Raw genomic sequence first — 24180 nt, 5'->3', positions numbered from 1 at the left:
TGTGAAAATGGGTACACTTGCAGATTTAGTCTTAAACGCGCTAAAATTCATCCTTCCGGCATACTGTGCAAACGCTGCACCCGTGCTTTTCGGCGGAGGCTTCCCGTTGGATTTTGGGAAAAAATTCTATGACGGGCGACCAATTTTTGGAAAAAACAAAACCTTTAGAGGTTTTCTATCAGGACTAGTTGTTGGAACAATTGTTGGGATCGTCGAGTCTATATTGTTTAAGTATCCTCTCTATTTTGGTTTTCTTTTATCTATTGGTGCCTTGATAGGTGATTTAGCAGGGGCTTTCTTAAAAAGGCGCATGGGACTATCTCCTGGAGAAATTTTGCCAGTGATTGATCAAATCGACTTCATAATTGGAGCCTTTGTTTTTTCTCTTCCTTTGAACATGCTTTTTCTAGAACTTGCCGTAACCGTGTTGGCGCTCACCCCACCGCTGCATGTACTCACTAATTTCGCAGCCTATAAGATGGGTTTGAAAGAAACTCCATGGTGAAAAGCAAATTTGTTATACGCCTTTCAAATAATACAGTATAGCTTCCACAGATATGTAAGCGATTATGAAAAGTGCCATGCCCACTATAAACATGAGATAGGCTTGTCTCGGTTTGTAGGCATATTTTGTGCTTTGGTACATTAAAAGCGCACCAATTACACCGAAAGAGAATATTATCATTGCCATTAGGCTGTCTGAAACCCATTGCTCGGATAGTTGCGGGTAAACAAAGAGGAAACGTCCACCGTAATAAACGGCAGGATAAGGCTTAACAATAATAAGGTATAATCCCCCTCCAAAGAGAAAGACCGCAACAACCGCCGCTATAGTGGCTAGAGCGATACTTGAAGGCTTAATTGTTGATATTCGTCTAAAGAGTTTCTGGAACGAATATGACATTGATGAAAGTGTCCTTTTCATTTTACGTGCCACTTTGGCTCCTCTCCAGTTTTGAGTAGATGCTCTGCCACTTCTTTAGCCCATTCACCAGTAAACGGATTTTTAATGATCTCACTTAAATATTCTTTCCAGGAAATGTCTAAAGCTTTCTTCCAAACTTCGTATTTCTTTAAAATGCTTATGTAGGCCCTTGCATGCAACTCACAAAACCCATTTTTATAGGCTTCTCTGCTGCATATTGCGCATTTCAAGGTCTTCCCTTCTCCTCTCTTAATTGGCATTTCGGATTAAAACATAGGTTCCAAGGCCGTCTTCCTTTAATCTTAACCTGCACTATTGGCCAACCACACCCGCGGCAATTTCTACCAGTGGGACGAGCGTTCCCTTTCTGTGGAAGTGGAAAAGCTGCGTTACACTGTTTTTTAAAGTAATTTGTGCATCCAATGAACCGCTTTCCAGTTTTTCTTGAATAAAGAATCATAAGACTCCCAGTTCCACATAAAGGGCATTGTCCAACAATCCGCTCCTCAAGCCTTGCCTTTTTAATGGCATGGCTTAACTGTTCACCTATGGCTTTTTCCTTTTTTTTCAATTCTTCCATGACAGGCTTTAAGATTTCAATGGTGTCTAAAAGGACATTTTCCCTATTCTCCATATTAGCTTGAATTTTGTCCATACGTTCTTCCAAGCTTCTTGTAAGTTCTATTGAGACGATAGATGGGCAATGCCTCTTTAAAACCTCGAGGACCTCAAAACCTAGGTCTGTTACAACAATTCGTTCGTCGCGGACATACTTCCTATCATACAAGGTTTGGATTATGTCTGCCCGCGTGGCCTTTGTTCCTATACCAGCCTCTTCCATTTTCTTAAGGAGACTGCCTGGATTGTACCTCGGTGGAGGTTTCGTGAACTTTTCTTCTGAAATAACTCTTACAACTTTAAGTTTTTGCCCTTCATTTATTTGAGGTAAGAGTACTTCTTCGGCTCTTACATAGGGTTCATAGAACCGAAGCCATCCATCTTTGAGTGTTTGTCTACCTCTCAAAATGAACTCTTGCTTGTTGATGCTAATGCATACCTTTACACTTTGTCTTATGGCTGGCTCGCAGAAAACCGCCATAAACCTTCTCACAACCAAGTCCCATATGCGCCTTTCAGGTTCTTCTAAAACTCTTTCCGGAAGCTTTCCAGTTGGGTAAATGGCTGGATGCGCGGGGTCTTCCTTTTTGCCTTCGTTTGGTTTTAATTCCTTTTTGGCTAAAAGTTCTGCGGCTAAATTCTTATACTCTGGGACCGCACTTAGGCTTTTGAGGATTCCTTCATAATTTATCGCCGGCGGAAGTTTTTGACTGCTTGTTCGTGGGTAAGAAATCAAGGCGTCCAAGTATAAGCGTTGGGCTATATCAAGGGTTCTTCTAGGCGTGTATCCGAAAAGGCTATAAGCCTCACTTTGCAAGGCACCAATATCAAAGGGTGTTGGCGGCATTTGTTGGAACTGTTTAACTTCTATGCTTTCAACGACACCATCTTTACCCTTGCAAGCAGTTAGAACTTCTTCCGCTTCTCGTTTTGTTTCAATGATGTCCTTTTCATATTCAGCCTCGAAAACCTGTCCCTCTATCTCGATTTCAGCCTTGATTTCCCAGTAAGGCGTTGGCACAAAACTTCTTATGGCTTTTTCTCTTGCAACAAGAAATCTAAGCGTGGGCCCTTGTACTCTTCCAGTACTTAGAGTCGCATATTTTCCGCTCCAGTCTTTTGCTGCCAGCGTTAACGCTCTTGTTAGGTTAACACCGTATAACCAGTCAACTTCATGTCTTGTTTTTCCAGCTTCTATTAGAGCGAAATCCAGTTTTGGCAGCAATTCTTCGTATGCTTTTTCTAACTCCTCCTTTGTTAGAGTAGAATACTTCATTCTTTTTGCTACGTTTTCTTTGCCACCGCACGCATATTTTAGTATACAATATCCGATAATGCTCCCTTCAATGTCATAGTCGCATGCATCGATGTACGTATCTGCCCCTTCTGCAAGCTTTGAAATAGTTTCAAGCCAAACTCGAATCTGCTTGACACCTCTTTCAGCTATATATCTGGGAACCCATCTAAAATTAAAAACTGGGTAATAGTTTCTTCCGCTTCTTTCCTCCGCCACCGTATATAAGTGCCCGACGGCTGGGACCACAATTATAGGCTTGTCTCTTTCAGCCACGTAATAGGGCACACCGTTATCTTCAACTTTTTTAGCTTTTCCTTTCAAATCTAGAGCTGAGGCTATCCGCTGCGCAGCGTCTGGTTTCTCCGTAATTATAAGCGTGTACTTTTCCATGCAGACACAGACCATTAACCAATGAAATTTCTCAAAGGATAAGCATACAGCCAAAATTAAAAGTTTCTGTGTGAGGCTCAGTCTGTGTTTAAAGTGAAAATGCCAAAGAGCGACCAGCAACCGATAAATACGTGTTGTGCTTTCTCCTTTCAACAGTGAGAGGGTTATATATGCCTCAAAAAGTTGTTTGCCACCAATGCGGCTACGTTTTGTATGAAGGTGCCGAACTGAAACCTCCGGATGAAATTTTACACAAATATGACGGCAAATGTCCGAACTGCGGCAGAAAACTAGCTTTCATTCCATTAAACGTTGAAGTTAAACCATTAAAGTAGTTTCGAAGAAAACTTTTGAAGAATGAAGAATAAAGAGGCTTTAATGCGCCGACAAAACTTTATTAGGTCCATGACCATAATTGCTTTCTCTTACAACTAGGAAAAGATACAAGCACAGCGAAAAATACTTGCTTGAATTCGGAATAAACCGTAAGGGAAATAAACACCACGAATCAATCATATTCAAAGAGCTGAAGTTCGAATGAACCTCAAGAACGCCTTTACCAAGGAAAACTTTCTTAACGTCCTCCGAAATATCGGAAAACTTCGCCCAAAAGTGCGCCACACATCAGTTTTGACATTTGCGGCGTTGGTGCTAATTCTTTTGATAGCTTTCGTTGCAAGGTTGTTCCCCATGCGATGGGAAATAGATCCAGCTACTGGAAAATCAACTCTTTTGCTGTCGGAATTCGACCCATATTTTCAGTATCGCTTTACGGAATATATATTCAAAAACGGTTTTATTGCATGGGCGTGGCCAAACCCGTGGATAGACTATCAACGTTGGTATCCCCAGGGATATAACGTTGCAAGAGGCGCCTATCCTGGTCTTCCTCTTACAGCTGCCTTTCTGTATAAGATAGTCTCAATGCTCGGCGTAGGTATAGATCTCATGAGCTTCTGTTCACTTTTCCCAGCCATAATGGGAATGCTGGCCTGCCTCGCCATATACTTCTTGGGTAAGGATATAGGCGGCAAGCCTGTAGGCCTTTTAGCAGCGCTTTTCTTGGCTTTGCATCCATCCTATATTCAACGCACTTCCCTAGGTTTTTTTGATGATGAAACCGTCGGGATACCGGCCCTCATAGTTTTTGTTTTTCTATTTTTAAGGGCGATTGAAGAAGATCGTCCAATAAATTCAACTTTAAAATATGCTGTTGCATCCGGAGCGATTTTAGGGTATTTCTGTGCTAGCTGGGGTGCTGCCTACTACCCCATAGGCCTTACTGCACTTTTTGCCTTTGTATTGTTGGTCATGAAGAGATATACACAGCGGCTTCTCTTAGCTTACAGCATAACCTTTGGCCTAGGATTGTTTATTGCCATAAACGTTCCATATCTTTCACCAAATTATCTCTTGTCCACGGTTATAGTTGCGGTTGCTGGAGTTTTCAGTTTACTTTTTCTTGCTGAAATTGTAAACGCGTTGCCAACGCAAAAATGGAAAATTTTAGCCTTAATAGTTTTTCTAGCTTTGATTGTTGTGGGTTTCGTTATCCTATGGCGGCTTGGCCACGTACAAGCTATAACTGGTAAGTTTCTTTCAGTGGTTAATCCTTTTACTCGGACAGAATCTCCGCTTTACGAGTCTGTGGCTGAACATCGTATCTCCGCTTGGGGCTCCATTTATTACGATCTTGGGGTTGGAATATTTTTCTTTGTGGTAAGTTTGTTCTTTGTTTTCGGAAACTTGAACAATAAAAACTTGTTTCTCTTGCTTTTCGGCTTAACGTCACTTTATTTTGCTTGTTCTATGGTGCGGTTGCTTGTGCTCATGGCTCCGGCGTTCAGCCTTTTGGCAAGTGTTGGGGTTAATGGACTATTGAAGCCTTTTGTGGCGTTGTGGAAAGAGCCTCCCAAAATAAGTATAAAGAAAAAGTATGGGCTCGAACGTGTTGGAAAAGAGTTCAGCGGCGCAGCTATATTCATGATATTCATAATCCTAATGTCTAATGTTGCCTTTCCTTTGTCGATGCGGAGGATTTACAGGCAAGTTGACACTCCAACAACAATATCATCTGGAAGCCTTTCATTGATTCCAAGTGAACCGGTGCAGGAGTGGATAAACCTGCTCTATTGGACTAGAACGCGGTTAAATTCTGCGACTGTTGTGTGTAGCTGGTGGGACTATGGGTATTGGCTGACAATACTGGGAAATGTTACAACACTTGCAGACAATGCAACAGTAAACGGAACTCAAATACAAAATATCGGCTTCATATTCATGAGTAATGAAACGCAAGCAGTTAAGGTATTAAAATGGTACAAAGCTGAGTACATCTTGGTTTATGTGACCATCTATTACGATACTCAGACAAGAAACGTCGTGTTCGCCAATGCAGGCGGCGATGAAGGAAAATGGGTTTGGATGGCCGCCATATCTGGAAAAGCTCGTGACCGCTTCATAAATCAAGGTTTGATCTCTGAAAATGAAATGTGGACCGGCGATCTCGAAGAAATCCGGCAGATGTTTGGAAACTACACCTTGGGGGCTCATTGGCATGACTCAAATAATAATGGATACTACGACAGTGGGGACTCTACGAGTCCAGCGTCTATGGGACAAAATGCCACAATCTATAAATTGATGCGTTATGCCATGGAGCGTTGGATGCAAGTGCAGAAAGGCGGTTCCTCCCCGACGATTCAACTTCAATACTTTAGCGAGGCATACATTGCTGGACTTGATAACGATGGAACAAAATACGGTGGCGTGGTTCCTCTCGTCTGCCTCTATAAGATTAACTATCCTTCAGAACAGTAGAGAGGGCTAGAAACTTGTTTCCAAAGGTTCCGGATTATCATAAGCCGAATAGGCCGCTTGTTCCGACTGGTTTAGGCGTCTTTTATGTGATAGCAAGCTCCCTCTACCTCTTTCTGCTACACTTATTCATCGAAGGTAATGTGTCCGGCAACATTAATAAGGCTTTAACGTTAGCCGTTTGCATTTTGTTCGGCGGCTTCATGGGTTTGCTTGACGATTGGATGGATCTACGTTGGCGCTATAAAGCTTTTTTCCCTTTGATAGCAGCAATCCCCCTTGTGGCTTTGGCCTATCGTTTGCCCTATGTGCGCACCGCTATAACTCTCCCAATAGTTGGAACCGTAAACTTCGGGATTTACTACTACATTATACTGATTCCGTTAATTGTGACTGTAACGACTAACACCGTTAACCAGCTAGGTGGTTTAAACGGGTTAGAAACCATTTGTCCCGCCATCGTTTTGATAGGGCTTATGGTTCTGTCGGGTCAGAACGCTATCCTATTAACAGTTCCCTTAGCTGTTTGGCTGTCACTTGCGTTTTTCAATTTTCGAGGCAAAATTTTTGTTGGCAATACCGGCTCCTTCACCATTGGAATGACACTGGCAGCCTTTGCAATAATCTCCGACCTAAAATGGTGTTTACTTATTTCGATTCTGCCATATATTTTCAACTCTTCGCTGATTATGGTGAATTACTTCTTTTTCCGGACGAAGGCTAGTGTTTCTTTTGATGGTGTGAAGCTTGTTTCTAATCATAGGCGAAGTTTGATAACGCTTATCACGTACAATCGTCCCATGACCGAGCGGCAAGTAGTCACAGCAATATCATCTCTGGTCGCAGCTTCAACATTCATTGCCGTCATCATCCAGTTGTTCTTGTTTTAGCTTCAAGCAATTGTGTGTAGCAGCATGTTACACACAAAAGTCAAAAATTTGTGGCGGGCGAGGCTTTATTCACGAGGCTGTTAGACCGCCGTTTAATGAATATGCGAGGAATCAGCTATTTGCCCAACACTCTACGTTCCAAACGTTTCAGTTAAAGTGGAGATCACCAGTATTGTAGGGGCTAAGCTTGACGCTAAAGGCGTGGCCGGAACCGTTAACTTTGATGTTAAGGCGAAGCTTGAGGAGAAAGAGCGCAAAAGTCAAATGGTTGTCGTGAGTTTTAGTCTTCAACTGAGCACTAAACCTGGCATAGTTAAGTTTGAGGTCGAAGGCACAGCCACTTTAACTGGCAATGATTCCGAAATAAACAGAATGCTAGAAATAGACCCGGAAACAAAGCTGCCCTATGTTTTCCAAAAAGTCTACCAACATACCTTCATGACTATGTACCTATTATCATCGATTTTGAATGCGCCACCACCACCGGTAGACCTCCTGCTTTTCGGACGAGAAACCGTGCCAACAGAAAATGCGGCGTTGATACCTGAAAAAACCGAAGCTGTAGCAAAATCTAAATCTGTAACCTAGCTTAATGGAGCGCGATCTTAGAATAGTTTTTATGATCCCTACAGTTTTTGCTGTTTATTGGCGGGTGAGTGGGCCCTCCCACCCGTTCCGCCATAAAAACCCCGGTGTAGGGAGGTGAAAAATTGAAGTTTGAAAGTAAAGATGTGGTTTTAACAGCAGTTTTTGCGGCACTTTACGCAGCTGCAGTGGTTTTCTTAGCACCCATAAGCTTTGAAGTTTTTCAGGTGAGAGTAGCCGATGCACTTTTACCCTTTGCTGCCGTTTTAGGCTTGCCAGTGGCCTTTGGGACAAGTCTCGGCTGTTTTATTGCAAATTTTTATAGTAGTTTGGGCATCGTTGATGTTGCAGGCGGAGCCATCGCAAACTTTATTGCATGCATCTTGGCATGGCACATCGGTGGAAAAAGCGTTTTCCGTAGATTTTCGTCTTGTCTGGCAGAGACAGTCATTGTCACGCTGATTGTTGGAAGTTACTTAGCTGTGCTTCTCAGCATGCCAATAGAGGTTGGATTACTTGGCGTTTTCATCGGCTCTGTTATAGCAATCGATATTCTGGGTTTCAGCTTGCTTGAAGCTTTGTATAGAAGCGGTGTAGCCCAAAAAATTGTGAAACGTTAAGGGTCTTCGCCCTTTCACATGAAGCGTTCCAGCTTAGTTAACCCAATTATTTCTTCAAAGTCTAAGCCTAACGCGTCCAAGACCTGATCAAAGGTGGAGTGGAGGTAGGCTATATACTTGTCAACGTCTATCTCGTTTTTTGTCGCCAATTCTACCGGCTTTACATGCGGTTCATTCACAACTTTAACAAAACTTATCAAGTCACCCGCTTTCAGCTCTATTCCACTTTCTTTTAAGATTCTTGCAGCCTTAACGTGTTGAGGTGTCGTTTTTGTGTAGCGTTCCAACTCCTCGCCTAAAACAACGTTAAAGGCAAGTTCATTTAGGCTTTCCCATTCACGTCTTTTTAGGCGGGTGTAGCAGTCTCTAATGGTTTGGATAATGTCCTTTTTCGCTTTCTCGAAGTCTGCTGGAGTTTTCACCATGGCTAGATGCTCTTTCATTTTATCAAAAGCCTTCTTTATGAATATGGGGATGTGGCGCTTCTTGCCAGTTAAACCTTTCACGTCCACGCTTCCGTCTTCTAAAACGCCTAGATAATTCTTTTTGCGGGAGCTGAAAACTGCGTAGCGATAAACTTTGTCCACGTCTAAGCCCATTTTGAGTGTTTTTTCAGTCCAATCTTCGAGGGCTTGTATTTGCTCTTTTGTCGGGTTTTTCAGGAAAACGCTGTCTGTATCGCCGTAAAGTACCTGAATGTGCAGTTCTTCCGCTTTCTTAATTATTTGGGTTATTGCGTGTCTTCCAATGGCGGCAGTAGCTTCAGCTACGGGTGGACAGTAGAGGTCGAATGTTTCAGCGCCAAAAACTCCGTAGCTGGCATTTAAAATAACTTTTAATGCTCCTTGAATAATGTTATACCAGCTTCTAAGCTCCGGTGGCAAAGTCTTGTCCTTTGATTTGGGCTTATACCAGTAAACTCGCAGATCTCGCAGTGAGCCGATAAGGAGACTTTCTAGGGCGCGTTTTTTGCGGCAGACCCAGTGAGGCGTGTCTGGCACGAGGTTTAACTGGCATTCTGGATGTCCACATAAAATTGACTGATAGCCCAAATTCCAAACCTTTATTATGGATGGATATAGGCTTGGGAAATCCATTACAGCAACGTTAAAGTGGACCCCTGGCACAGGCTCGACTACTATGGCGCCTTTGTACTTTTTGCCTTTGATTATTGCTTTTGTGGCAGTTTTGCCCTTTAAGGCTAGAATATCCTCTGCGTTTGGAATCAGCATGCCCCTTCTGCGGTGCTCGCGGTGCATGAAATTTCTTATCCAGCGTGAAACGCCTTGGCGACTCACATCCTCCATTGGCATACTGCTTATCCTAGCTAACACGAGTATTAGCTTCAAAACAAGCTCGTCATCAAAGCTTGCAAGTTTGTAAGTGATCTCTGCGTCTCTGAAACAGTATTTGGCAAGTTCCGAATAGGTTAATTCGCCTATACTTTTTTCCAAGGGTATTTTGTCTAACCCTATTAGGGCTTTTCCGACGTCGCCCAATGTAACGTCTCGATAGCGGTTGCTGAAGGCGTATATTTGAATGGAGCGGTTGAAGAAAAACTTGTAGAGGTCTATATGCACTCCATACTTCAAAAGGCATATACGCTTACCCGGCTCTATGGGGATTTCTTCCCTCTTGAAGCCAAATTTTTCCGCTCTATGTGCTAAATACCGCAGGTCAAAGTCGTCGCCGTTGAAGGTGACAATGAGTGGGTAATCCAACAAAACGTCAAAAACAGACTTTATAAGATTCTCTTCAGAGTCAAAAAACTCCACTTTTACATCAACTGGCAAATGCTCTGCACCTTCCTGTACGCCCACGCGCTTTAACAGAAGCACTCGCTTTTGGCCATCTGAGCCATAAACTGAAACGCAAACTATTGGATATTCTGCAACGCGGGGATCTGGCATGCGTGTTGGAATAGGCGACTGCACTTCAATGTCTATAGCGGCGTAGCGAAATTTTGGAGCCGGGTACTCCAATAACCTAGCCCATTGCTCGATATACTCAAGCTCTTCGGTGGTTGCATCCTTAAAAGCACCGACTATCTGCTTAACCATTTTTTCCGCTTCATTCAAGGAGGTTTGGACGAGGTTGCCGTTTTTAACTTCATAAACCATGCCGGGCAAAAGTTTGCGGTCATAGATGTAGGACTGGTAATACTTTATTTTTGCTTCCCAAACCTTGATAGATTCCGTAGAAACTGGTGTGTCTGAAACTTTTTGGAAATCTTCTGGAATAATGTCCCTAATGCATCCTTTTGGGCGTCCGCCAATCGCCAATGGATCTTTAGCTACAACCTTTGTAACTGTGACCATCCTGTCCAAAAGGGGATTATATTTTTCCTCAATTTCGAGGTGGTCAAAGCCTGGATGCTTTACTAGACGGTCAATCTTTTCCAGTTCAAGAGGCGAAAGGTTGGTGTAGCAGTAGGGCTTATGTCCGGTGTTATCATACCAAAAGTAGATCCGCCCGGAAATCGGTTCGTACAGTTTTATAACAGCCTTACCAACTTTTCCGTCGTAGGTGGCTGAAACAAAATATGAAGGGGGCAAATTTTCGGGCGCTTCAAAACTTTTTTGTCTTCGCTCTTTTTCTAAAACTTCCTTAAAGGGTAAAGACTCTACTTTGTTTTCTTGCGGTTTCGGAAGAGGTATCGAAAATTCGTCTAGCCGTTTCTGCTCCATGCTTCTTCTTAACCTAACTCTTAATACGTATAAGGTGGACTAAAATCTTACTAAGCCAAAACTAGGCTGGTGGAACTTGCTTAGAGAAGCCTGGACATTAGCAATTGAAGCCTTAAGCTGGATGGAAAAGATGAAGATAAGCGAGCGGCTGGCCTTAACTCGAACCGCCAAACAGTTGGAGATAAACGATGTAGATGCTTTACGGTTGGCTTACGGTCTTGTATGCGAAACAGTTCGGCACCGCAACTTGATAGATCGCTTCATAAACGAGGTTTTGAAGCCTAAATTTCTAAGCGACTTCACTTTTGGCGTCCAGTCATTCTTGAGGCTTTATGTTTACCAGACTAGAGTAGCCAAAAACTGGAATAAACTCGACTTGGAAGAAGCAAAAAACGTGGCAAGGCTGGCCCGTTCAATATTAGGATGGAGAACTCTTCAAGTCGTCGAACCCTATCTCGGACTTTTGTTAACAGAGAGCCCGGCGATTGTGCTGAAAGGTATCGGTGACGAGGAGCGTGTGGGCCTTTTAACTCACCACCCCACATGGTTTGTGCGGTACTGTTTCCGCTTGTTGGGAAGAAGAGAAGCCCTGGCTTTTTTGGAGGCGAATTCCAAAACACCGCCCACATACATACGGTTGAATACTCTCAAAGGAAGCGAAGAAGAGACCCTTAAAAGGCTTGAGGAAGAAAAGGTTAAAGTAGAAAAGGTTGAGGGGCTACGCCACACCTACAAAGTTTTAGGTGCAAAACAGCCATTAACAAGAACAAAAAGCTTCCGTGAAGGCTTGTTTTATATACAGGACAAGGCAAGTTGTTACGCTGCAGAGGTAGCAAACCCCAAGCCTGGTATTGTGCTTTTAGATGTTTGCGCGGCACCCGGTGCCAAAACTACTTACTTGGCTCAACTCATGCAGAATAATGGTATAATTTATTCCATAGATTATTCGAGACGTAGAATGGACGTCTGGAGAAGCGAAATCACCAGAATGGATGTTAAAATTGCTGAACCAATAATTGCGGATGCTTGTAACTCCTTGCCCGTCGCTGCGGAAGCTGACATGGTAGTTTTAGATCCACCGTGCACAAGCACCGGGGCATTTGCAAAAATCCCGTCCGCCAAATGGAGGCTTACAGCTCGTTCAGCAGAGAAAATGGCTGAAATCCAGTGGCAAATGCTGGAGAACAGCTCTGAAAAACTAAGGCCCGGAGGCACATTGATATACTCTACGTGCAGCATAACCGTTGAAGAAAACGAAATGTTGATTGAGCGCTTCCTGAAACGGCATCCAGAATTCCAGCTAGCCGAAATAAACCAGAAGATCGGGCTGCCGGGACTAAGGGGCTTAACAAAATGTCAGAGGCTTTACCCGCATATCCATGAATGCAACGGCTTCTTCATAGCGAAACTGGTGAAATGTGAAAGCTAGAAGCTCCCTTCAGCGCGGTTTATTTTTCTCAATACTGCATAAGACCTCAAAAATTACTTTTGCAGCTTGTATGGCGGTAATCCCTTGATCGAAGGTTGGTGTCACTTCTACAACGTCAAAACCTACGATGCGTCTGTCGCAGATATTACCTAAAATGTCTAAAAGCATGGATACATCTAAACCGTCTGGTTCGGGGTTCTGCACCGCGGGAGCATAAGCTGGATCAAGAACATCCATGTCTATGGTCAGATAAACATTTTTGCACTTTTCAATCTTTCTAAACAGTTGATTTATTTTTTCATCACTAATTCTTCTTATTTGTTGCGCTGTAAGGAACTCTACTCCAGCATTTTTAGCATATTCCAGTTCTTCTTTACAGACCGCTCTGGTTCCAGCCTCTACAATTCTGGCTGGTTTTAGCTGCTCGTTTACCCTTCGCATGAAAGTGGTGTGCGAAAGCCTCAATCCCATAAACTCGTCGCGGAGGTCGAGATGCGCATCAAAACTTACGATCGCTGTTTGTGAAAGGTCACTGCTCAAACCCTTCAAAACACCAAAGGTTATAGTGTGTTCGCCTCCAACCACAACTGGCATTTTTCCTGCTTCTTTAATCTCTTTGACAACAACTGCAAGTCTTTCCAATGTTTGCTCAGTATTTGTGGAAACGTGCAAGTCGCCTAAATCATGGATCCGCAGATCCTCCACATCTACACCGCTGCGAAAGCTATAGGTTTCAATGTTTATGGAAGCTGCTCTAATGGCGTTTGGTCCAAACCGCGCCCCAGTTCTGTAGGTGCTTGTAACATCGAAGGGCACACCCAAAACTACGTAATCAGCCTCTTCAAAAGACCTTTGAAAACCGCTGAAAACGTTTGGCTGGGAAACAAAAAGCTCTCGGTAACCCATTTGAACATCCTTCCATTTGCTTGTAAACATTTCAGCATTAAGTTCTAAACTCTTTCGATTCAGAAGGTTATGCAAATAGAAATTTTATGGACTCAAGGACAAAAAAGTAGAGGCTGCACCACGTTTTTTCTTCATCAGATAATAGGCTGTTGAAGCTAAAACTGCAAAAATGGCTAGCACTGCCACAGCAAGCCAATGCAATGGAATGCCCATGAACCCCTCGGTTATAACTGCTTTAACCACGTAATAATTTTCCGCCGACCGTGCAATGTTGCCTGCCTTGTCGACGCATTCCACATAGAAAGTCACAGTTACATCTTCTTTAAATTCAGGGATTATGGCGGTCCAATTGCCATTTTTCAAAGTCATTGGCCTTTTTTGCCATTCTTCGCCTATACACCTAAACCATAATGAGACATCCCTTAATCCACTGCCATTTTCTCTTATTTTTGCAGAAACAGTAACTGTTTCGTTAGTTGAAGGCGTTCTCGGCGTCCATGCAACACTATCTATTATTGGAGCCGTGTTGTCTACTGTGACTGCTATTTGTTTTTCAGCTTTGTTCCCAGCCTTATCAACCGCTGTCAACGTGATTTTGTGTTCGCCATCACCGACCTTCAAGGTGTTCCATGCGTAAATGTAATGATTCGTTTCAAATATATAACTCACACCGTCTATTTTCAGTTCTGCATGTTCAAAGTTATCGTCATAGACGCTGATTTCAACTAGTACTAGCCCGTTAACAAAGCTTTTGTCCAAAGGCCGTCGGATTTCAATCGTAGGTGCTGTGTTGTCGACGGTTATATATACAGTGTTCTCTACCCTGTTTCTGGCCTTGTCTAAGGCTTCCAGTGTCAGCGCATGTAAGCCGCTACTAAGTGTTGCAGTGTCCAGCGCATAAGTGTAAGTGCCGGTTTGATTCCATGAGGCTTGAAGTATGCTGTCAAGCGTAAGATTTGCCTCGTAAAAGTTGTCATCGTATGCATAGAATGTGATATTCAAAACTTTTGATACAAAACTTCCGTTTTTAGGAGTGAGTAAAACTGCGACTGGCATGTATCGGTCTTCAACTTCATAAGCGTACACGTCCAACTCTGCTATGTTTCCAGCCCTGTCAACAACGGAAACCCTGTACTGGACTGTTGTTCCATACGGGAATTCTGGGATTGCCGCGGTATACAATGCTCCATCTAGCTCCATAATTACCGTTGTCCAGTTAAGGCCGTTCCAGTAGGATAGGCGAAACTCTTTGACACCGCTGGCGTTTGCCGGTTCTGTAGCGTTAGCGATTATTGTAACGGTTTCATTATAGTTTGGCTTGGATGGAATTTGCTGAATAAACGTTATAGCCGGAGGGTGAAAGTCGTCTACTACATAAGTATACCTCTGAGAGCACGCCTTGTTTCCAGCTTTGTCGTAAGCATACACAACGTAGGCTATTGTTAAATTGTAGGGCAAGGCCGGGATCTCTGCATAGAATAAGCCGTCTTTTCCATTCATTTTTATTTCAGTTGTTTGTTGTCCGTTGATTGTCCAGTATAAAGTTGCGTTGGCGACGCCGCTTCCAGAATCCGTGATATACGCCAAAACCAAAACGTTGTCTTCATACTCTGGAGTTTCCGGATATTGCATCACCCAATGAATCTTCGGGGGCTTGATGTCCCAGCAACCGCAACTAATGGCTGCCGACGTCTGAATAAAAACAAGACTCAATGCTGTCAAAACAGTAATTGATAACATCAGATACTTATCCGCAGGCTTTTTCATTCTCCTTTCTCCAATAGGCAAAGCCGGCATCTCCTATAAAAGGGGTATTTCAAAACCTGGAATATCCACTATTGTGTAAAAATTTATTAAACAACATTGCCTCAATTAATTCGTCAACTTGGAAGGCATCGTTCATGGGCTTAAAATCAAAGATAAAGATTGAAGAACGCGGATTTTTCGCTGCTTCCATTTTCCATGTGGCAGTCGGCATTGCATGTTTTGTTGTTCTTGCCGTTGTAGATCTCAGATTGATTCACATGGGATTACTTGGCATAATCAGTTTGGCAACAGCCTATGGATTGTTGAGGCGAAGGTTTTGGGCTCTATGGAGCATTTTTGTCGTAACTTTTATGGCTACGGTTTTAGCTTTTTCCATGCTTTATTACACTATGGGAAGCTATATCCTAGTAGACGTGGTTGTGACTGCATACTTGATTTTAACTTGGGTATTCACAGTATACGTGGCGTCTAGACGGAGAAAGCTGGAGTTTTAGTCCTAGTTTTTCGCATACTTTTTGAAAAGGTACACCGTAACCTCTTCGTTTTCCTCTATAAACTGTTGGTTTTCGGGAATTTCAATAAAGCCATCCGCTCTTAGAAGGGTTGTTATGGCGCCCGAGAGCCCTGTGGGAACGGGCTCTGCAACTAAGCGGTCAGCATCTTTTCTAAGCTTAACAGTTACAAAGGTTTTCCTTCCTTTAACTGGAAACATCCGCGTCGAAGCTGAAGCCTTAACAGTGGCGAATTGTGTAGGTTTTCTTCCAGCCATTTGTTCGATCATTGGACGTGCTAGCAGGTGGAAAATCAGCATCGCAGAAGTTGGGTGTCCAGGCAAGGCGAATACAAGCTTTCCATCTACCACTGCTACTGTTGCAGGTTTTCCAGGTTTCGTTGCTATTCCGCAGACAATGACGCCGGGCTTTCCAAGACGGTTTAATGTTGTGGGCGTTATATCTTTTGGACCGACTGAAACACCGCCAGAAGTTACAACCAAGTCGGCTGAAGCCAACGCTGTTTTCAATGCTTTTTCAAGTTCGGTCGCGTCGTCTGGAAAAACACCCAGGTAAACTGGTTTTCCGCCGCTTTCTAAAACTGCGGCGCTTAAGCTATAAGCGTTTATGTCATAAATTTTTCCCGGCGCCAGAGGCTTGCCCGGTTCTGTTATTTCTGCACCAGTGGAAAGAATCGCCACCCGTGGAGCTTTGTAAACTTTAACTTTGGCACGCCCAACAGCTGCTATGGCTCCTATTTCCAGCGGTGTCAAAATTTGCCCCTTCCATGCCACAGTTTCGCCTTTCTTCACGTCTGCTCCAGCTTTCATGACATTTTCATCTTTTGCTACAGCTGTGTAAACATAGACTTGATCATTTTTTCGCTCCGTGTTTTCAAACATTACAACAGCGTCTGCGCCTTCAGGTATGGGAGCACCGGTCATTATTTCCGCCGCAGTTCCATGGTTGACTATAATTTTGGGTTTTTCCCCAACATTCACTGTTCCGCAAAGTCTCAACTTTATCGGTTTACTTTCATCCGCCTCAAAAGTGTCTTCAGCTTTCACGGCGTAGCCATCTACTGTTGAACGGTTAAAAGGCGGAATATCAATTTCAGCCACTACATCTTCGGCTAGTACACGGTTAAAAGCTTCCAGTAGTGGAACCTCTTCCACACCTAACGGTTTAACTTCAAAATGCTTTTGGATTGTTTGCTTTGCCTCTTCAAGAGTTAACAGTCTCCTAAACACTTTCGTTTGCCTCCTCCACATTATCAAAAAGGTGCACTAGCACCGTTTCGCCTTCCTCTAGGCCTTCACGGTTTTCTGGAACGATTACATACCCGTTAGCCTTGGTCATGGTTGAAATCACACCAGAGCCCTTGGCGCTTATGGGTTCAGCGTAAAATTCACCGTTCCGCTGGAAAACATATACCCGCACAAATGTTTTTCTGCCAAGAGCTGTTGAGGTTCTTCGGGTTAACTTCGCTTTTACAACAGGCCTTGACTCGTGTTCCACTCCCGACATTTTGAGAATCAGAGGTCGTGCAAAAACCTCAAAACCAAATATGGCGGCGACGGGATTGCCTGAAAGAACTATTATGGGCTTGTTTTGGACGACCGCAAGAGCTGTGGGCATGGCTGGGCGCATAGCTACTCCATGAACTATCACGCCGGGTTCGCCCACACTATTTATGGCTGTGGGAACTAAATCTGGAGCGCCTACGCTTGTGCCGCCGGTTGTAATGACAACGTCTGATTTTTCCAGTCCCAGCCTAATCTTTTCTGAAATCATGTTCACATCATCTTTTGCTATTCCCAAATCTAATGCTTCAGCGCCAAGTTCACGGCACATGGAAGCGATAACCAACCTATTAACCTCAAAAATTTGGTCCTCTCTCGGCTTTTGCCCTAATTCTACAAGCTCGTTTCCCGTGGCTAAAACTGCCACTTTTGGCTTTTCAAAGACCTGCACTTGGCTTATGCCTAAAGCCCCTATAAGCCCTAAATGATGAGGTTTCAAACGAGTTCCAGACTTTATAGCAACAGCGCCTTTCGCTACGTCTTCGCCTTTCTTGGAAATATTTTCGCCAGGTGTCACAGCAGCCAAAACCTCTATTTCACCGTTGATGCGTCTAACATATTCCAACATCAAAACTGCATCTGCGCCTTTTGGAAGTGGGTTTCCAGTCCAAACTTGTTTTGCCTCTCCATTCTTCACTTCGTTGCCAGCTATGAGTTTCAATGTTTTTGGCTTAAACTGTGATGCACCAAAAGTATCTTCCGCTTTGACTGCATAACCGTCCACTGCAGATCTGTCAAACCTTGGTAAATCTTCCTTTGCTACAATGTTCTCGGCTAAGACGCGGTTGAGCGCCTCATATAGCGGAACAGTTACAACTTTCCTCTCAATTCTTAAGCTTTCAAACAGTCTCTTTTTTGCCTCTTCTACCGTTGTGAGTTTTTGAAAGCCTTTAAGTCTAACCAGCTCAAGACACCAAAAAACAGCATGCACGCTTTACAGAAAAAGGTATCGCCTCGTCAATCAACTCAAGACACAATCATGTATACAACTCTTTTCTGAGTATGTCTCGCATTTTTATTGCATCCACGTCTAGCACTGGGCTTTCACTTATTATAACCGGGTTAAGCCTAAACTCTGCGATAACCTTTGCAAGTAAGGAAAAGTCCGGTCCATATCCCCCCTCATCCATGGTGTGATGGCATTTTTCGCCTTTTTCTGTGAACTCCACCTTGGTGAAGTGGCAGTGCATATTCTTCACAGCGTCTGTTCCTAAACGTTTTTCAACGGCTTCCACAATCCTGCGGAAGTCGTCAACTGTTTTAAACAAGCCTTGTTCTCGCGCGTGTAAATGCGCCCAATCTATAACTGGCTGAGTTTGCTCAACACTTTCGCATAGTGCTAAAACCTCTTCTAGGCTTCCAAACTGGGAGGGCTTCCCCATAGTCTCTGGGCCAAGTTTAACGTCTCTCACTCCAATCGACCTTAGTTTTTCTGCGACGTCTTTCAAGGCCTCCAAACAGCTTGCGAAAACCTCTCTTGGCGTTTTCCTGCCGTAAAACCCTGGATGAAAAACAACTATTTTGGCTTGCATCCACTGGGCGGCGGTGGCGCATGCAACTAGGCGAGCTTTGCTGGCTTCGATGGTTTCTTTGTCGCCGCAAAAGTTTATGAAATAGGATCCGTGGAGGCTCAACAGTACATCGTTTTCCTTGGCTTTTGAACCGAATTTTTCCGCGTCTTCCCTCCTTATTTGAGGTTTTGCACCCCAACGAACCGCTTGATACTCAAAAGCGTCCAGTCCCTCTTCCCGTAAAAGCCTAGGGACATCCGTCAAAGCGGCCTTCATGGCTTTAAAGCTTGGAGGAACCCCGGCTGGGCCGAATCTCGGACGGTCAGCCATCCCTAAGCCCTAAACTTTCTTTACCTTTCTATAGCGATAACTTTTACGCATATAAGCTCCATAAGCTAGAACAGCCAAAGCGGAGACCCAAGATGCAATGTTCTGGAAAACTAAGTACTTGCTGGCCGGAGGCAAATCCGCCAGAGGCTTTGCCAGCGCTTCCAAAGTTGAAGCGAAACCCCTAATGCTAGGCGCAGCGGCTTTAATGACGTTGTCTACTGCGAAGCATATCCATCCAATCGGTGTAACTCTTTCAGCGAATCCCTGCAAAGCGATGTTAGTTGCCTTTACAAGCTCAAGCAATTGTTGGTTGCCTTGGTAGAGTTTCACAAAGGTTCCGTAAACAAGCCAGGGATTCATTAAAGCCGAAACTAGCAGAATTAATGCAAGAAAAGCCAACAATATTACCGTAGCGCTCTTCACAGCAGCTTTTGCAAAACTTAACTTATCCCATATATAAGCAATGCTTTTCACTTTCAGCAATCCAGACTTTATTTTGCCTAAAATCCTGCTTATCCCTTCTTTCAGCCCAATTCTTTTTCCCTTTGGAACTTTTTCCTTTTTTGCAGTTAGTTTAGTTTTTTCTGTCGCCTTCATGGCGATGTATTTTACCATGCAAGTCCAGCTTGCAGCAAGTACAATGACCGTTACAATCGGAACTAAATGGAATAATGGGCTAATCGTGAAGCCTAGCCATGGAATCTGGAAACAAGTTTCGTCTTTCACTCCTAGACTTTCGGCATAAGCGACGACTAAATATTCAACTATGGCGGCTGAGACAATAAACAATAGTAGTGCCGCAAAACCTTTTAATGTCGACAAACGAAACACTAACCCCAAGCGAGGCTTTTGCGTCGCAACCACCACCATCATAAATTAAACATTTTTAGATCAGCACTGTCCGACTTTATTGGATGTTCAAATTAAAAAATATGTCTATTTCCTAATCTCCTTTCTTAGCTATTGTAGGGGGAACTCATGTCCACATTTTGGGCATTTGGCATACCCACACTGCACTGTGGATGGGCATCCTGAACAAGCGAAGGCTCTCCCATAGGATATATCAAAAGTGAAGCCGCATTTCGTACAGCGTACCAGCCGCTTTGTTTTTGCGCTCATTCTAGACACACTTTTTATGAAAGCAGAAAGTAACAACAAAACTTTAAACTTTTCTGGAGCATGTTTCCCGTAGAAAGTTTAACAATAATGAATAATCTTATTAAATAAGTGTTAGCACCTTAAAATAGGCTTGCCCAATAGCTAGCATGGGAACCTTAATGCTAAAAGCTGGAAAATCTGAGCGGCTTGAACTGTACAAGGAACGAGCTGTTCAAGTTTTTTTAAGCAAATTTCTAAGCGGGGAAATAATTGAGCTTAAACCATTCTTCGATCCAAAGTTGGGTTACAGGTATCCAGAAATAGAAGCGATTTTGGGTGAAACCTCCGGAGCTGAAGATTTCCTTAACAAGCTATATGAGGTTGGCGTCCTTGAAAGAAGACTCTACGATAAAATCATATACTGTCCAAGTTGCGGTTCGCAAAACGTTTCCACTCGCTACTGTTGCCCATACTGCAAATCCTTCAATATTCAAAAAGGTTCCCTAATAGAACATGTTAAATGTGGGTATATGGGTCTGGAGGAAAACTTCCGGAGAGACGGAAAACTTGTATGCCCTAAATGTCACGAGGAACTGAAAAAGCCGGACGTTGATCATCGGAAAGCTGGGATATGGTGCACATGCAAAGAATGCGGCAAAAGCTTTGACATACCCGTTACAAGACATTTTTGCAGGAACTGCCAATCCGACCTTACATTTGAAGATGTTGAAATACGAGATGTCTACGCTTACACTTTAAATGAAAATGTAAAAGGCGAAATAACCGCTGGATGGATTTTCGTTGCCCCAATAAGGGAGTTTCTAGTCGAAAGCGGGTTTGAAGTGGAGGCTCCAGCCTTTATCAAGGGTAAGTCCGGCGCAAATCACATGTTCGACATAGCCGCCCACAGAGGGGGCAAAACGGGAAAAGTAGTCGTCATGGACGTGGCCATAGCCACAGAAAACGCTGTGATAGAACAGCCGGTCATAGCGCTTTTCGCTAAAATGTATGATGTTTCACCAGAACACGCCTTTCTAGTGGCTATTCCAAAATTAAGCGAAAACGCGAAAAAAATGGCTGAACTCTACAACATCAAAGTGATAGAGGCTAAAGACGCCAAAGAAGTGATAAAAGCCCTAAAAGATAAATTAGGCAAGAGTTAACGCGCAAGTTAAAAAGCGTCTATGTTACCCCTTTCAGTGACAATCTTAACTGTTAAGTCACCAGTCGGTGGGGTTATGGTAACTATCCTGAGAGTTGCGCTTTCTCCGGGATTTATGAAAAAGTCTAAGTCGAAACGCATGTGGTGAGTCGTGTTCATAACCCATATGGCTACTACATGGGCTGTTGTAGCCCCACTGTTTTTCAGTTCTAAGAATATGCCATTGAGGATAACACGGACGCCTATGAAATCGATGTCGACAAAAATCTGATCTTCACTTAAGTCTGCGTCACAGAACATTATTTGGACTGTGCCGTTGCTCTGTATGTATCTAGTCCAATTTTCGGTTATGCTTACGGCGTAATTGTTCCATTCATGGCTTGTAGGCTTACTCCCTTCTGTAATGTTAAAGCCTTCATCACTAAAGTTTCCAGAAGACCAGTCATAAGCTTTTATAAGCCAGCGTTCATTAGTTTCTGAAACCTTATATCTTACCACTATTTCAACGCCGTAAATGCGATCTAGTGGATAAATTGACAAGTCTATTGTAAAGGAGTTAAACAATTCGAGGCGGTAGCTTCTCCTCAAGCTTGTTTCCCACGTGTGTAGTAATGCACAGTCTATTTGCCAGCTGCTCTGTGTTTTGTCCTCTAATGTTTCTGTGTCTCTGAATCTTATTGTGAATGTGCTTGATGTTAAGTAGTCTGAGACTGAAACGTTGTTCCATCCAGTGGTTAGAGCGTTTATAATTGTAACCCATGAAGAACCAGTCCAAACGTCAACTTGTAGGCTTTCAGAGTTTAATGTGCCGGCGTATATGCATAGGTATTCGTTGGGTCTGGTGTAATTGGCGTTTACCCACTGCACTTCCAAGTCAAGTTGATATGTTAAGGTTAGAGGTCCAAAATTCATGAATGCTATTTCAAAGCATTCGTATGTTGAAACCGTGGTGTCGGTTGTTATCACACCTTCAGTTATGGTGAACGTTGTGCCGTCCCATGTTATTGAGCCAATGTCAAAGTTGCTGTTTAGGTCTGCACCTATAACGTATTTGTCTCCGCTGACGTAACGTGGGTTTGTTCGCAACTGAACCCATGGATGCGTTCCAGCAGCGGTTGCCGTGGTTGCGGCGCTCCACGTGTTCGGCGGTGTGAACGTTTTGCGGGATATGCTGTTAGCTGCGGTGCCCCAGACGAGTAAGCCAGTGCTTCCAACAGGGTCCCAAGCGAAATCTGCGCATCTTGCAGCATGCGTGTCAACAGCAGCGTCGTGTTCCGTGTGAACCGTCCATGAATTCCCGTTCCAATATGCAGTGTTTAAGTCGCTACCTGCATCCACCACCAAATAAAGCAAACCGTTAGAGTTAGGTTGAGATTTTAATGTAACCCAGTTTGTTAATCCACCTTGAGCAGCTATGTCTAGAAGCGTGGCTGCCGTAAGGGTTGTGCCGTCCCATATTCTGTAATAGTTGTCTGTTGCTGTGGCGTCTCCCCAAATGAACATGGCTCTTCCGCTTAGCTGTTCGTAGGCGACTGCTATGCATTCTTCTGTGGCTATGGCTGCTGTAGCATCCCAAACAGCCGTTTGTCCCATTGCACTCCAACTTGAGCCAGTCCAAATGTAGCCGAAAACATCTGCGTTGGAGTCGATGAAAATCATGGCGATTTCGTTGTCGTCTGCTGTTCCGGCTCGTGTTCCGGGACATGAAGCTAAGTTAATCCAATATACTATGCCAGTGGTGTATGGTGAGCCAAGCAAATATTCTTGTGATAATGTGGTTCCATCCCATATTCTGTAGCCGATTTCTTGTCCTTCGGTTGCGGTTCCACGTGAATACACTATTAAGGCTCTTCCAGAGGCATGTTCGTAGGCTATGTCGAAGCCTCTGTAGAATGTTGTGCCCGCAAAGTAGCCTATGTTATTGAATACGAGCCATTGAGAGCCGTTCCAAATGTAAAGGTCATAGTGACGGTCATCCGAAATTGTCATAACGATTACTTCGTAGCCTCTGGACTTTACCGGACAGTATTCGCTTCTAACCCAGCGGACTGGGCTTCCGGCAGTTGGCATTTCAACCTCGCTACCCCATAAGGCGGAATTGCCAGTCCATATTCTGTTTTTAGGCGAGCTAAGCGTGTATGTTCCAGTGTTGCTCCTGTAAGCAATTATGGCGTTTGTTTTGGAAGCTGGGTCTTCAATGGTGACTATTTGTTCAGTTAGAGTGTCGTAAACCGCGTCTGGTCCAGCTTTCATGGCGTTGAAATTACTGTGAGTCCCAATATCGTTCAAGCTGTCGACGTTGCTCTGTTGATCAACGAATGTCTCATCGTTGGCGGTGAAACTGTAGATTGTTTGGAGTCCCTCTATGAAACTTTCATGTTGATCATCCATGGTTTTTGTATCAACGTAGGAACCACCCGTTCTATTCCCCCCACTCCATGAGAACTCGTTTTGAGCTGTAAACCATTCTGAATGTGTTAGGTGACCAGCATTTGTTATGCTTACTGATTCATGCATTCTTTCAATGTCCAATTGATTCATCTGTTGGCTCCATATAACCACGTTTGCAACTATGACGGTTATTAGGATTAGGCTTAGCATTACAACTAGGACGTTGCTTACACCGTCTCTGTTGCTTTTTATTTTTTTAAGGTGCCTTGTAATAGCCCTCAATGTGATTCCCCCTTGAGGTTACGACGTTTATGTAATATACGTGACCTTTTTCCCAAGGATATGTTATGTTAAGCCATCCATGGTCGCCCAACCCTAAATCAAGTTTTGCAAATCCATATGCAGGAGTGTTGTTTACGTAAACTGCTGAAATGGTGATGGCGCTTTTTCCGGTGTTACGTATGTAAATGCTTATGCAGCTGACACCGGTCGCATTGTTGAACCAAACGTCCTCTACTACAAAGCGTTCGCCCATAGTTTCCCTAAGGTTTGTTGTAACAACATACGTGGCCGTGGCTGCTATTGACATGGCGGCTACAGCCACAACCATAAGCAAAAGATTGCTGAGAACCGGGCTCACAGCCCTTTTATTTATGGAAAATCTCCAAAACAAGCGCATATTC

22 protein-coding genes are annotated in these 24180 nt (G+C 43.7%); 9 read left to right on the top strand and 13 right to left on the bottom strand.

All coding sequences use genetic code 11. The annotated features are described in order from the left end of the window. Positions 1-7: 7 nt before the first annotated feature. A complete protein-coding gene (locus KEJ24_06845) occupies positions 8-505 on the top strand; it encodes a CDP-2,3-bis-(O-geranylgeranyl)-sn-glycerol synthase (GenBank protein MBS7647536.1) in 498 nt (165 codons plus the stop codon). 12 nt (positions 506-517) lie between these two features. On the opposite strand, the gene KEJ24_06840 is transcribed toward KEJ24_06845, so the two are convergent. Genes KEJ24_06840 through topA form a run of 3 tightly spaced genes read right to left on the bottom strand, consistent with a single transcriptional unit; the run spans position 518 to position 3230 of the window. Next, positions 518-925, bottom strand: coding sequence for a hypothetical protein (locus KEJ24_06840; protein MBS7647535.1), 408 nt, complete (start codon positions 923-925; stop codon positions 518-520). Continuing rightward, a complete protein-coding gene (locus KEJ24_06835; GenBank protein ID MBS7647534.1) occupies positions 922-1155 on the bottom strand; it encodes a hypothetical protein in 234 nt (77 codons plus the stop codon). Before KEJ24_06835 ends, KEJ24_06840 begins: the two co-directional genes overlap by 4 nt. Beyond that, complete coding sequence (gene topA, locus KEJ24_06830; protein ID MBS7647533.1) at positions 1152-3230, bottom strand: DNA topoisomerase I; 2079 nt, start codon at positions 3228-3230, stop codon at positions 1152-1154. Before topA ends, KEJ24_06835 begins: the two co-directional genes overlap by 4 nt. A gap of 170 nt (positions 3231-3400) precedes the next feature. Between topA and KEJ24_06825 the strand changes: the two genes are divergently transcribed. The 5 genes from KEJ24_06825 (at position 3401) to KEJ24_06805 (ending at position 8142) form a co-directional block, all read left to right on the top strand. After that, positions 3401-3565, top strand: coding sequence for a hypothetical protein (locus KEJ24_06825; GenBank protein MBS7647532.1), 165 nt, complete (start codon positions 3401-3403; stop codon positions 3563-3565). A gap of 202 nt (positions 3566-3767) precedes the next feature. Continuing rightward, the gene (locus tag KEJ24_06820) at positions 3768-6050 is read left to right on the top strand and encodes a glycosyltransferase family 39 protein (protein MBS7647531.1); all 2283 of its coding nucleotides are present in this window, start codon (positions 3768-3770) and stop codon (positions 6048-6050) included. Between the two features lie 14 nt (positions 6051-6064). Beyond that, positions 6065-6937 (top strand): hypothetical protein, encoded by an 873-nt coding sequence (locus KEJ24_06815; GenBank protein MBS7647530.1) that lies wholly within the window; start codon positions 6065-6067, stop codon positions 6935-6937. A gap of 156 nt (positions 6938-7093) precedes the next feature. Then, positions 7094-7525 carry a hypothetical protein gene (locus KEJ24_06810; GenBank protein ID MBS7647529.1) on the top strand — a complete coding sequence of 144 codons (432 nt, stop codon included), beginning with the start codon at positions 7094-7096 and terminating at the stop codon, positions 7523-7525. 122 nt (positions 7526-7647) lie between these two features. Then, the gene (locus KEJ24_06805) at positions 7648-8142 is read left to right on the top strand and encodes a QueT transporter family protein (GenBank protein MBS7647528.1); all 495 of its coding nucleotides are present in this window, start codon (positions 7648-7650) and stop codon (positions 8140-8142) included. A gap of 14 nt (positions 8143-8156) precedes the next feature. On the opposite strand, the gene KEJ24_06800 is transcribed toward KEJ24_06805, so the two are convergent. After that, a complete protein-coding gene (locus KEJ24_06800; protein ID MBS7647527.1) occupies positions 8157-10829 on the bottom strand; it encodes a DNA-directed DNA polymerase I in 2673 nt (890 codons plus the stop codon). A 76-nt stretch (positions 10830-10905) separates the two neighbouring features. Here KEJ24_06800 and KEJ24_06795 point away from each other — a divergent pair, with 76 nt between their 5' ends. Beyond that, positions 10906-12258, top strand: a complete 1353-nt coding sequence (locus tag KEJ24_06795; GenBank protein ID MBS7647526.1) for an RsmB/NOP family class I SAM-dependent RNA methyltransferase — start codon at positions 10906-10908, stop codon at positions 12256-12258. 9 nt (positions 12259-12267) lie between these two features. Here the strand turns inward: KEJ24_06795 and speB are convergent, their stop codons facing one another. Both speB and KEJ24_06785 read right to left on the bottom strand, forming a co-directional pair. Further along, positions 12268-13164, bottom strand: a complete 897-nt coding sequence (gene speB, locus KEJ24_06790) for an agmatinase (protein MBS7647525.1) — start codon at positions 13162-13164, stop codon at positions 12268-12270. An 84-nt stretch (positions 13165-13248) separates the two neighbouring features. Continuing rightward, a complete protein-coding gene (locus KEJ24_06785) occupies positions 13249-14952 on the bottom strand; it encodes an Ig-like domain repeat protein (GenBank protein ID MBS7647524.1) in 1704 nt (567 codons plus the stop codon). A gap of 113 nt (positions 14953-15065) precedes the next feature. On the opposite strand from KEJ24_06785, the gene KEJ24_06780 reads away from it, so the two are divergent. Next, complete coding sequence (locus KEJ24_06780) at positions 15066-15425, top strand: hypothetical protein (GenBank protein ID MBS7647523.1); 360 nt, start codon at positions 15066-15068, stop codon at positions 15423-15425. A 2-nt stretch (positions 15426-15427) separates the two neighbouring features. On the opposite strand, the gene KEJ24_06775 is transcribed toward KEJ24_06780, so the two are convergent. The 5 genes from KEJ24_06775 to KEJ24_06755 form a co-directional block, all read right to left on the bottom strand. After that, the gene (locus KEJ24_06775; GenBank protein MBS7647522.1) at positions 15428-16672 is read right to left on the bottom strand and encodes a hypothetical protein; all 1245 of its coding nucleotides are present in this window, start codon (positions 16670-16672) and stop codon (positions 15428-15430) included. Continuing rightward, positions 16665-17936 (bottom strand): molybdopterin molybdotransferase MoeA, encoded by a 1272-nt coding sequence (locus tag KEJ24_06770; GenBank protein ID MBS7647521.1) that lies wholly within the window; start codon positions 17934-17936, stop codon positions 16665-16667. Before KEJ24_06770 ends, KEJ24_06775 begins: the two co-directional genes overlap by 8 nt. Positions 17937-17982: 46 nt before the next feature. After that, positions 17983-18846, bottom strand: a complete 864-nt coding sequence (locus tag KEJ24_06765) for a TIM barrel protein (protein ID MBS7647520.1) — start codon at positions 18844-18846, stop codon at positions 17983-17985. Between the two features lie 9 nt (positions 18847-18855). Next, complete coding sequence (locus tag KEJ24_06760; GenBank protein MBS7647519.1) at positions 18856-19668, bottom strand: hypothetical protein; 813 nt, start codon at positions 19666-19668, stop codon at positions 18856-18858. A 138-nt stretch (positions 19669-19806) separates the two neighbouring features. After that, positions 19807-19965, bottom strand: a complete 159-nt coding sequence (locus tag KEJ24_06755; GenBank protein ID MBS7647518.1) for a hypothetical protein — start codon at positions 19963-19965, stop codon at positions 19807-19809. Positions 19966-20123: 158 nt separating this feature from the next. Between KEJ24_06755 and KEJ24_06750 the strand changes: the two genes are divergently transcribed. Next, positions 20124-21107 (top strand): hypothetical protein, encoded by a 984-nt coding sequence (locus tag KEJ24_06750; protein ID MBS7647517.1) that lies wholly within the window; start codon positions 20124-20126, stop codon positions 21105-21107. Between the two features lie 8 nt (positions 21108-21115). Here the strand turns inward: KEJ24_06750 and KEJ24_06745 are convergent, their stop codons facing one another. Then, complete coding sequence (locus tag KEJ24_06745) at positions 21116-23779, bottom strand: hypothetical protein (GenBank protein MBS7647516.1); 2664 nt, start codon at positions 23777-23779, stop codon at positions 21116-21118. Further along, positions 23754-24176 carry a hypothetical protein gene (locus KEJ24_06740; protein ID MBS7647515.1) on the bottom strand — a complete coding sequence of 141 codons (423 nt, stop codon included), beginning with the start codon at positions 24174-24176 and terminating at the stop codon, positions 23754-23756. The genes KEJ24_06745 and KEJ24_06740 overlap by 26 nt, the downstream gene beginning before the upstream one ends. Positions 24177-24180: the final 4 nt, after the last annotated feature.

It is taken from the genome of Candidatus Bathyarchaeota archaeon, from assembly GCA_018396705.1.
Lineage (GTDB): Archaea > Thermoproteota > Bathyarchaeia > Bathyarchaeales > Bathycorpusculaceae > DRVP01.
This window is presented reverse-complemented; position numbering and strand designations above follow the sequence as displayed.

Bases quoted from the DNA above. Each gene is read 5' to 3' on its own strand.
- KEJ24_06845 (MBS7647536.1), top strand. From the start codon at position 8: ATGGGTACACTTGCAGATTTAGTCTTAAACGCGCTAAAATTCATCCTT.
- KEJ24_06840 (MBS7647535.1), bottom strand. From the start codon at position 925: ATGAAAAGGACACTTTCATCAATGTCATATTCGTTCCAGAAACTCTTT.
- topA (MBS7647533.1), bottom strand. From the start codon at position 3,230: ATGGAAAAGTACACGCTTATAATTACGGAGAAACCAGACGCTGCGCAG.
- KEJ24_06825 (MBS7647532.1), top strand. From the start codon at position 3,401: ATGCCTCAAAAAGTTGTTTGCCACCAATGCGGCTACGTTTTGTATGAA.
- KEJ24_06820 (MBS7647531.1), top strand. From the start codon at position 3,768: ATGAACCTCAAGAACGCCTTTACCAAGGAAAACTTTCTTAACGTCCTC.
- KEJ24_06800 (MBS7647527.1), bottom strand. From the start codon at position 10,829: ATGGAGCAGAAACGGCTAGACGAATTTTCGATACCTCTTCCGAAACCG.
- speB (MBS7647525.1), bottom strand. From the start codon at position 13,164: ATGGGTTACCGAGAGCTTTTTGTTTCCCAGCCAAACGTTTTCAGCGGT.
- KEJ24_06780 (MBS7647523.1), top strand. From the start codon at position 15,066: ATGGGCTTAAAATCAAAGATAAAGATTGAAGAACGCGGATTTTTCGCT.
- KEJ24_06765 (MBS7647520.1), bottom strand. From the start codon at position 18,846: ATGGCTGACCGTCCGAGATTCGGCCCAGCCGGGGTTCCTCCAAGCTTT.
- KEJ24_06755 (MBS7647518.1), bottom strand. From the start codon at position 19,965: ATGAGCGCAAAAACAAAGCGGCTGGTACGCTGTACGAAATGCGGCTTC.
- KEJ24_06750 (MBS7647517.1), top strand. From the start codon at position 20,124: ATGCTAAAAGCTGGAAAATCTGAGCGGCTTGAACTGTACAAGGAACGA.
- KEJ24_06740 (MBS7647515.1), bottom strand. From the start codon at position 24,176: ATGCGCTTGTTTTGGAGATTTTCCATAAATAAAAGGGCTGTGAGCCCG.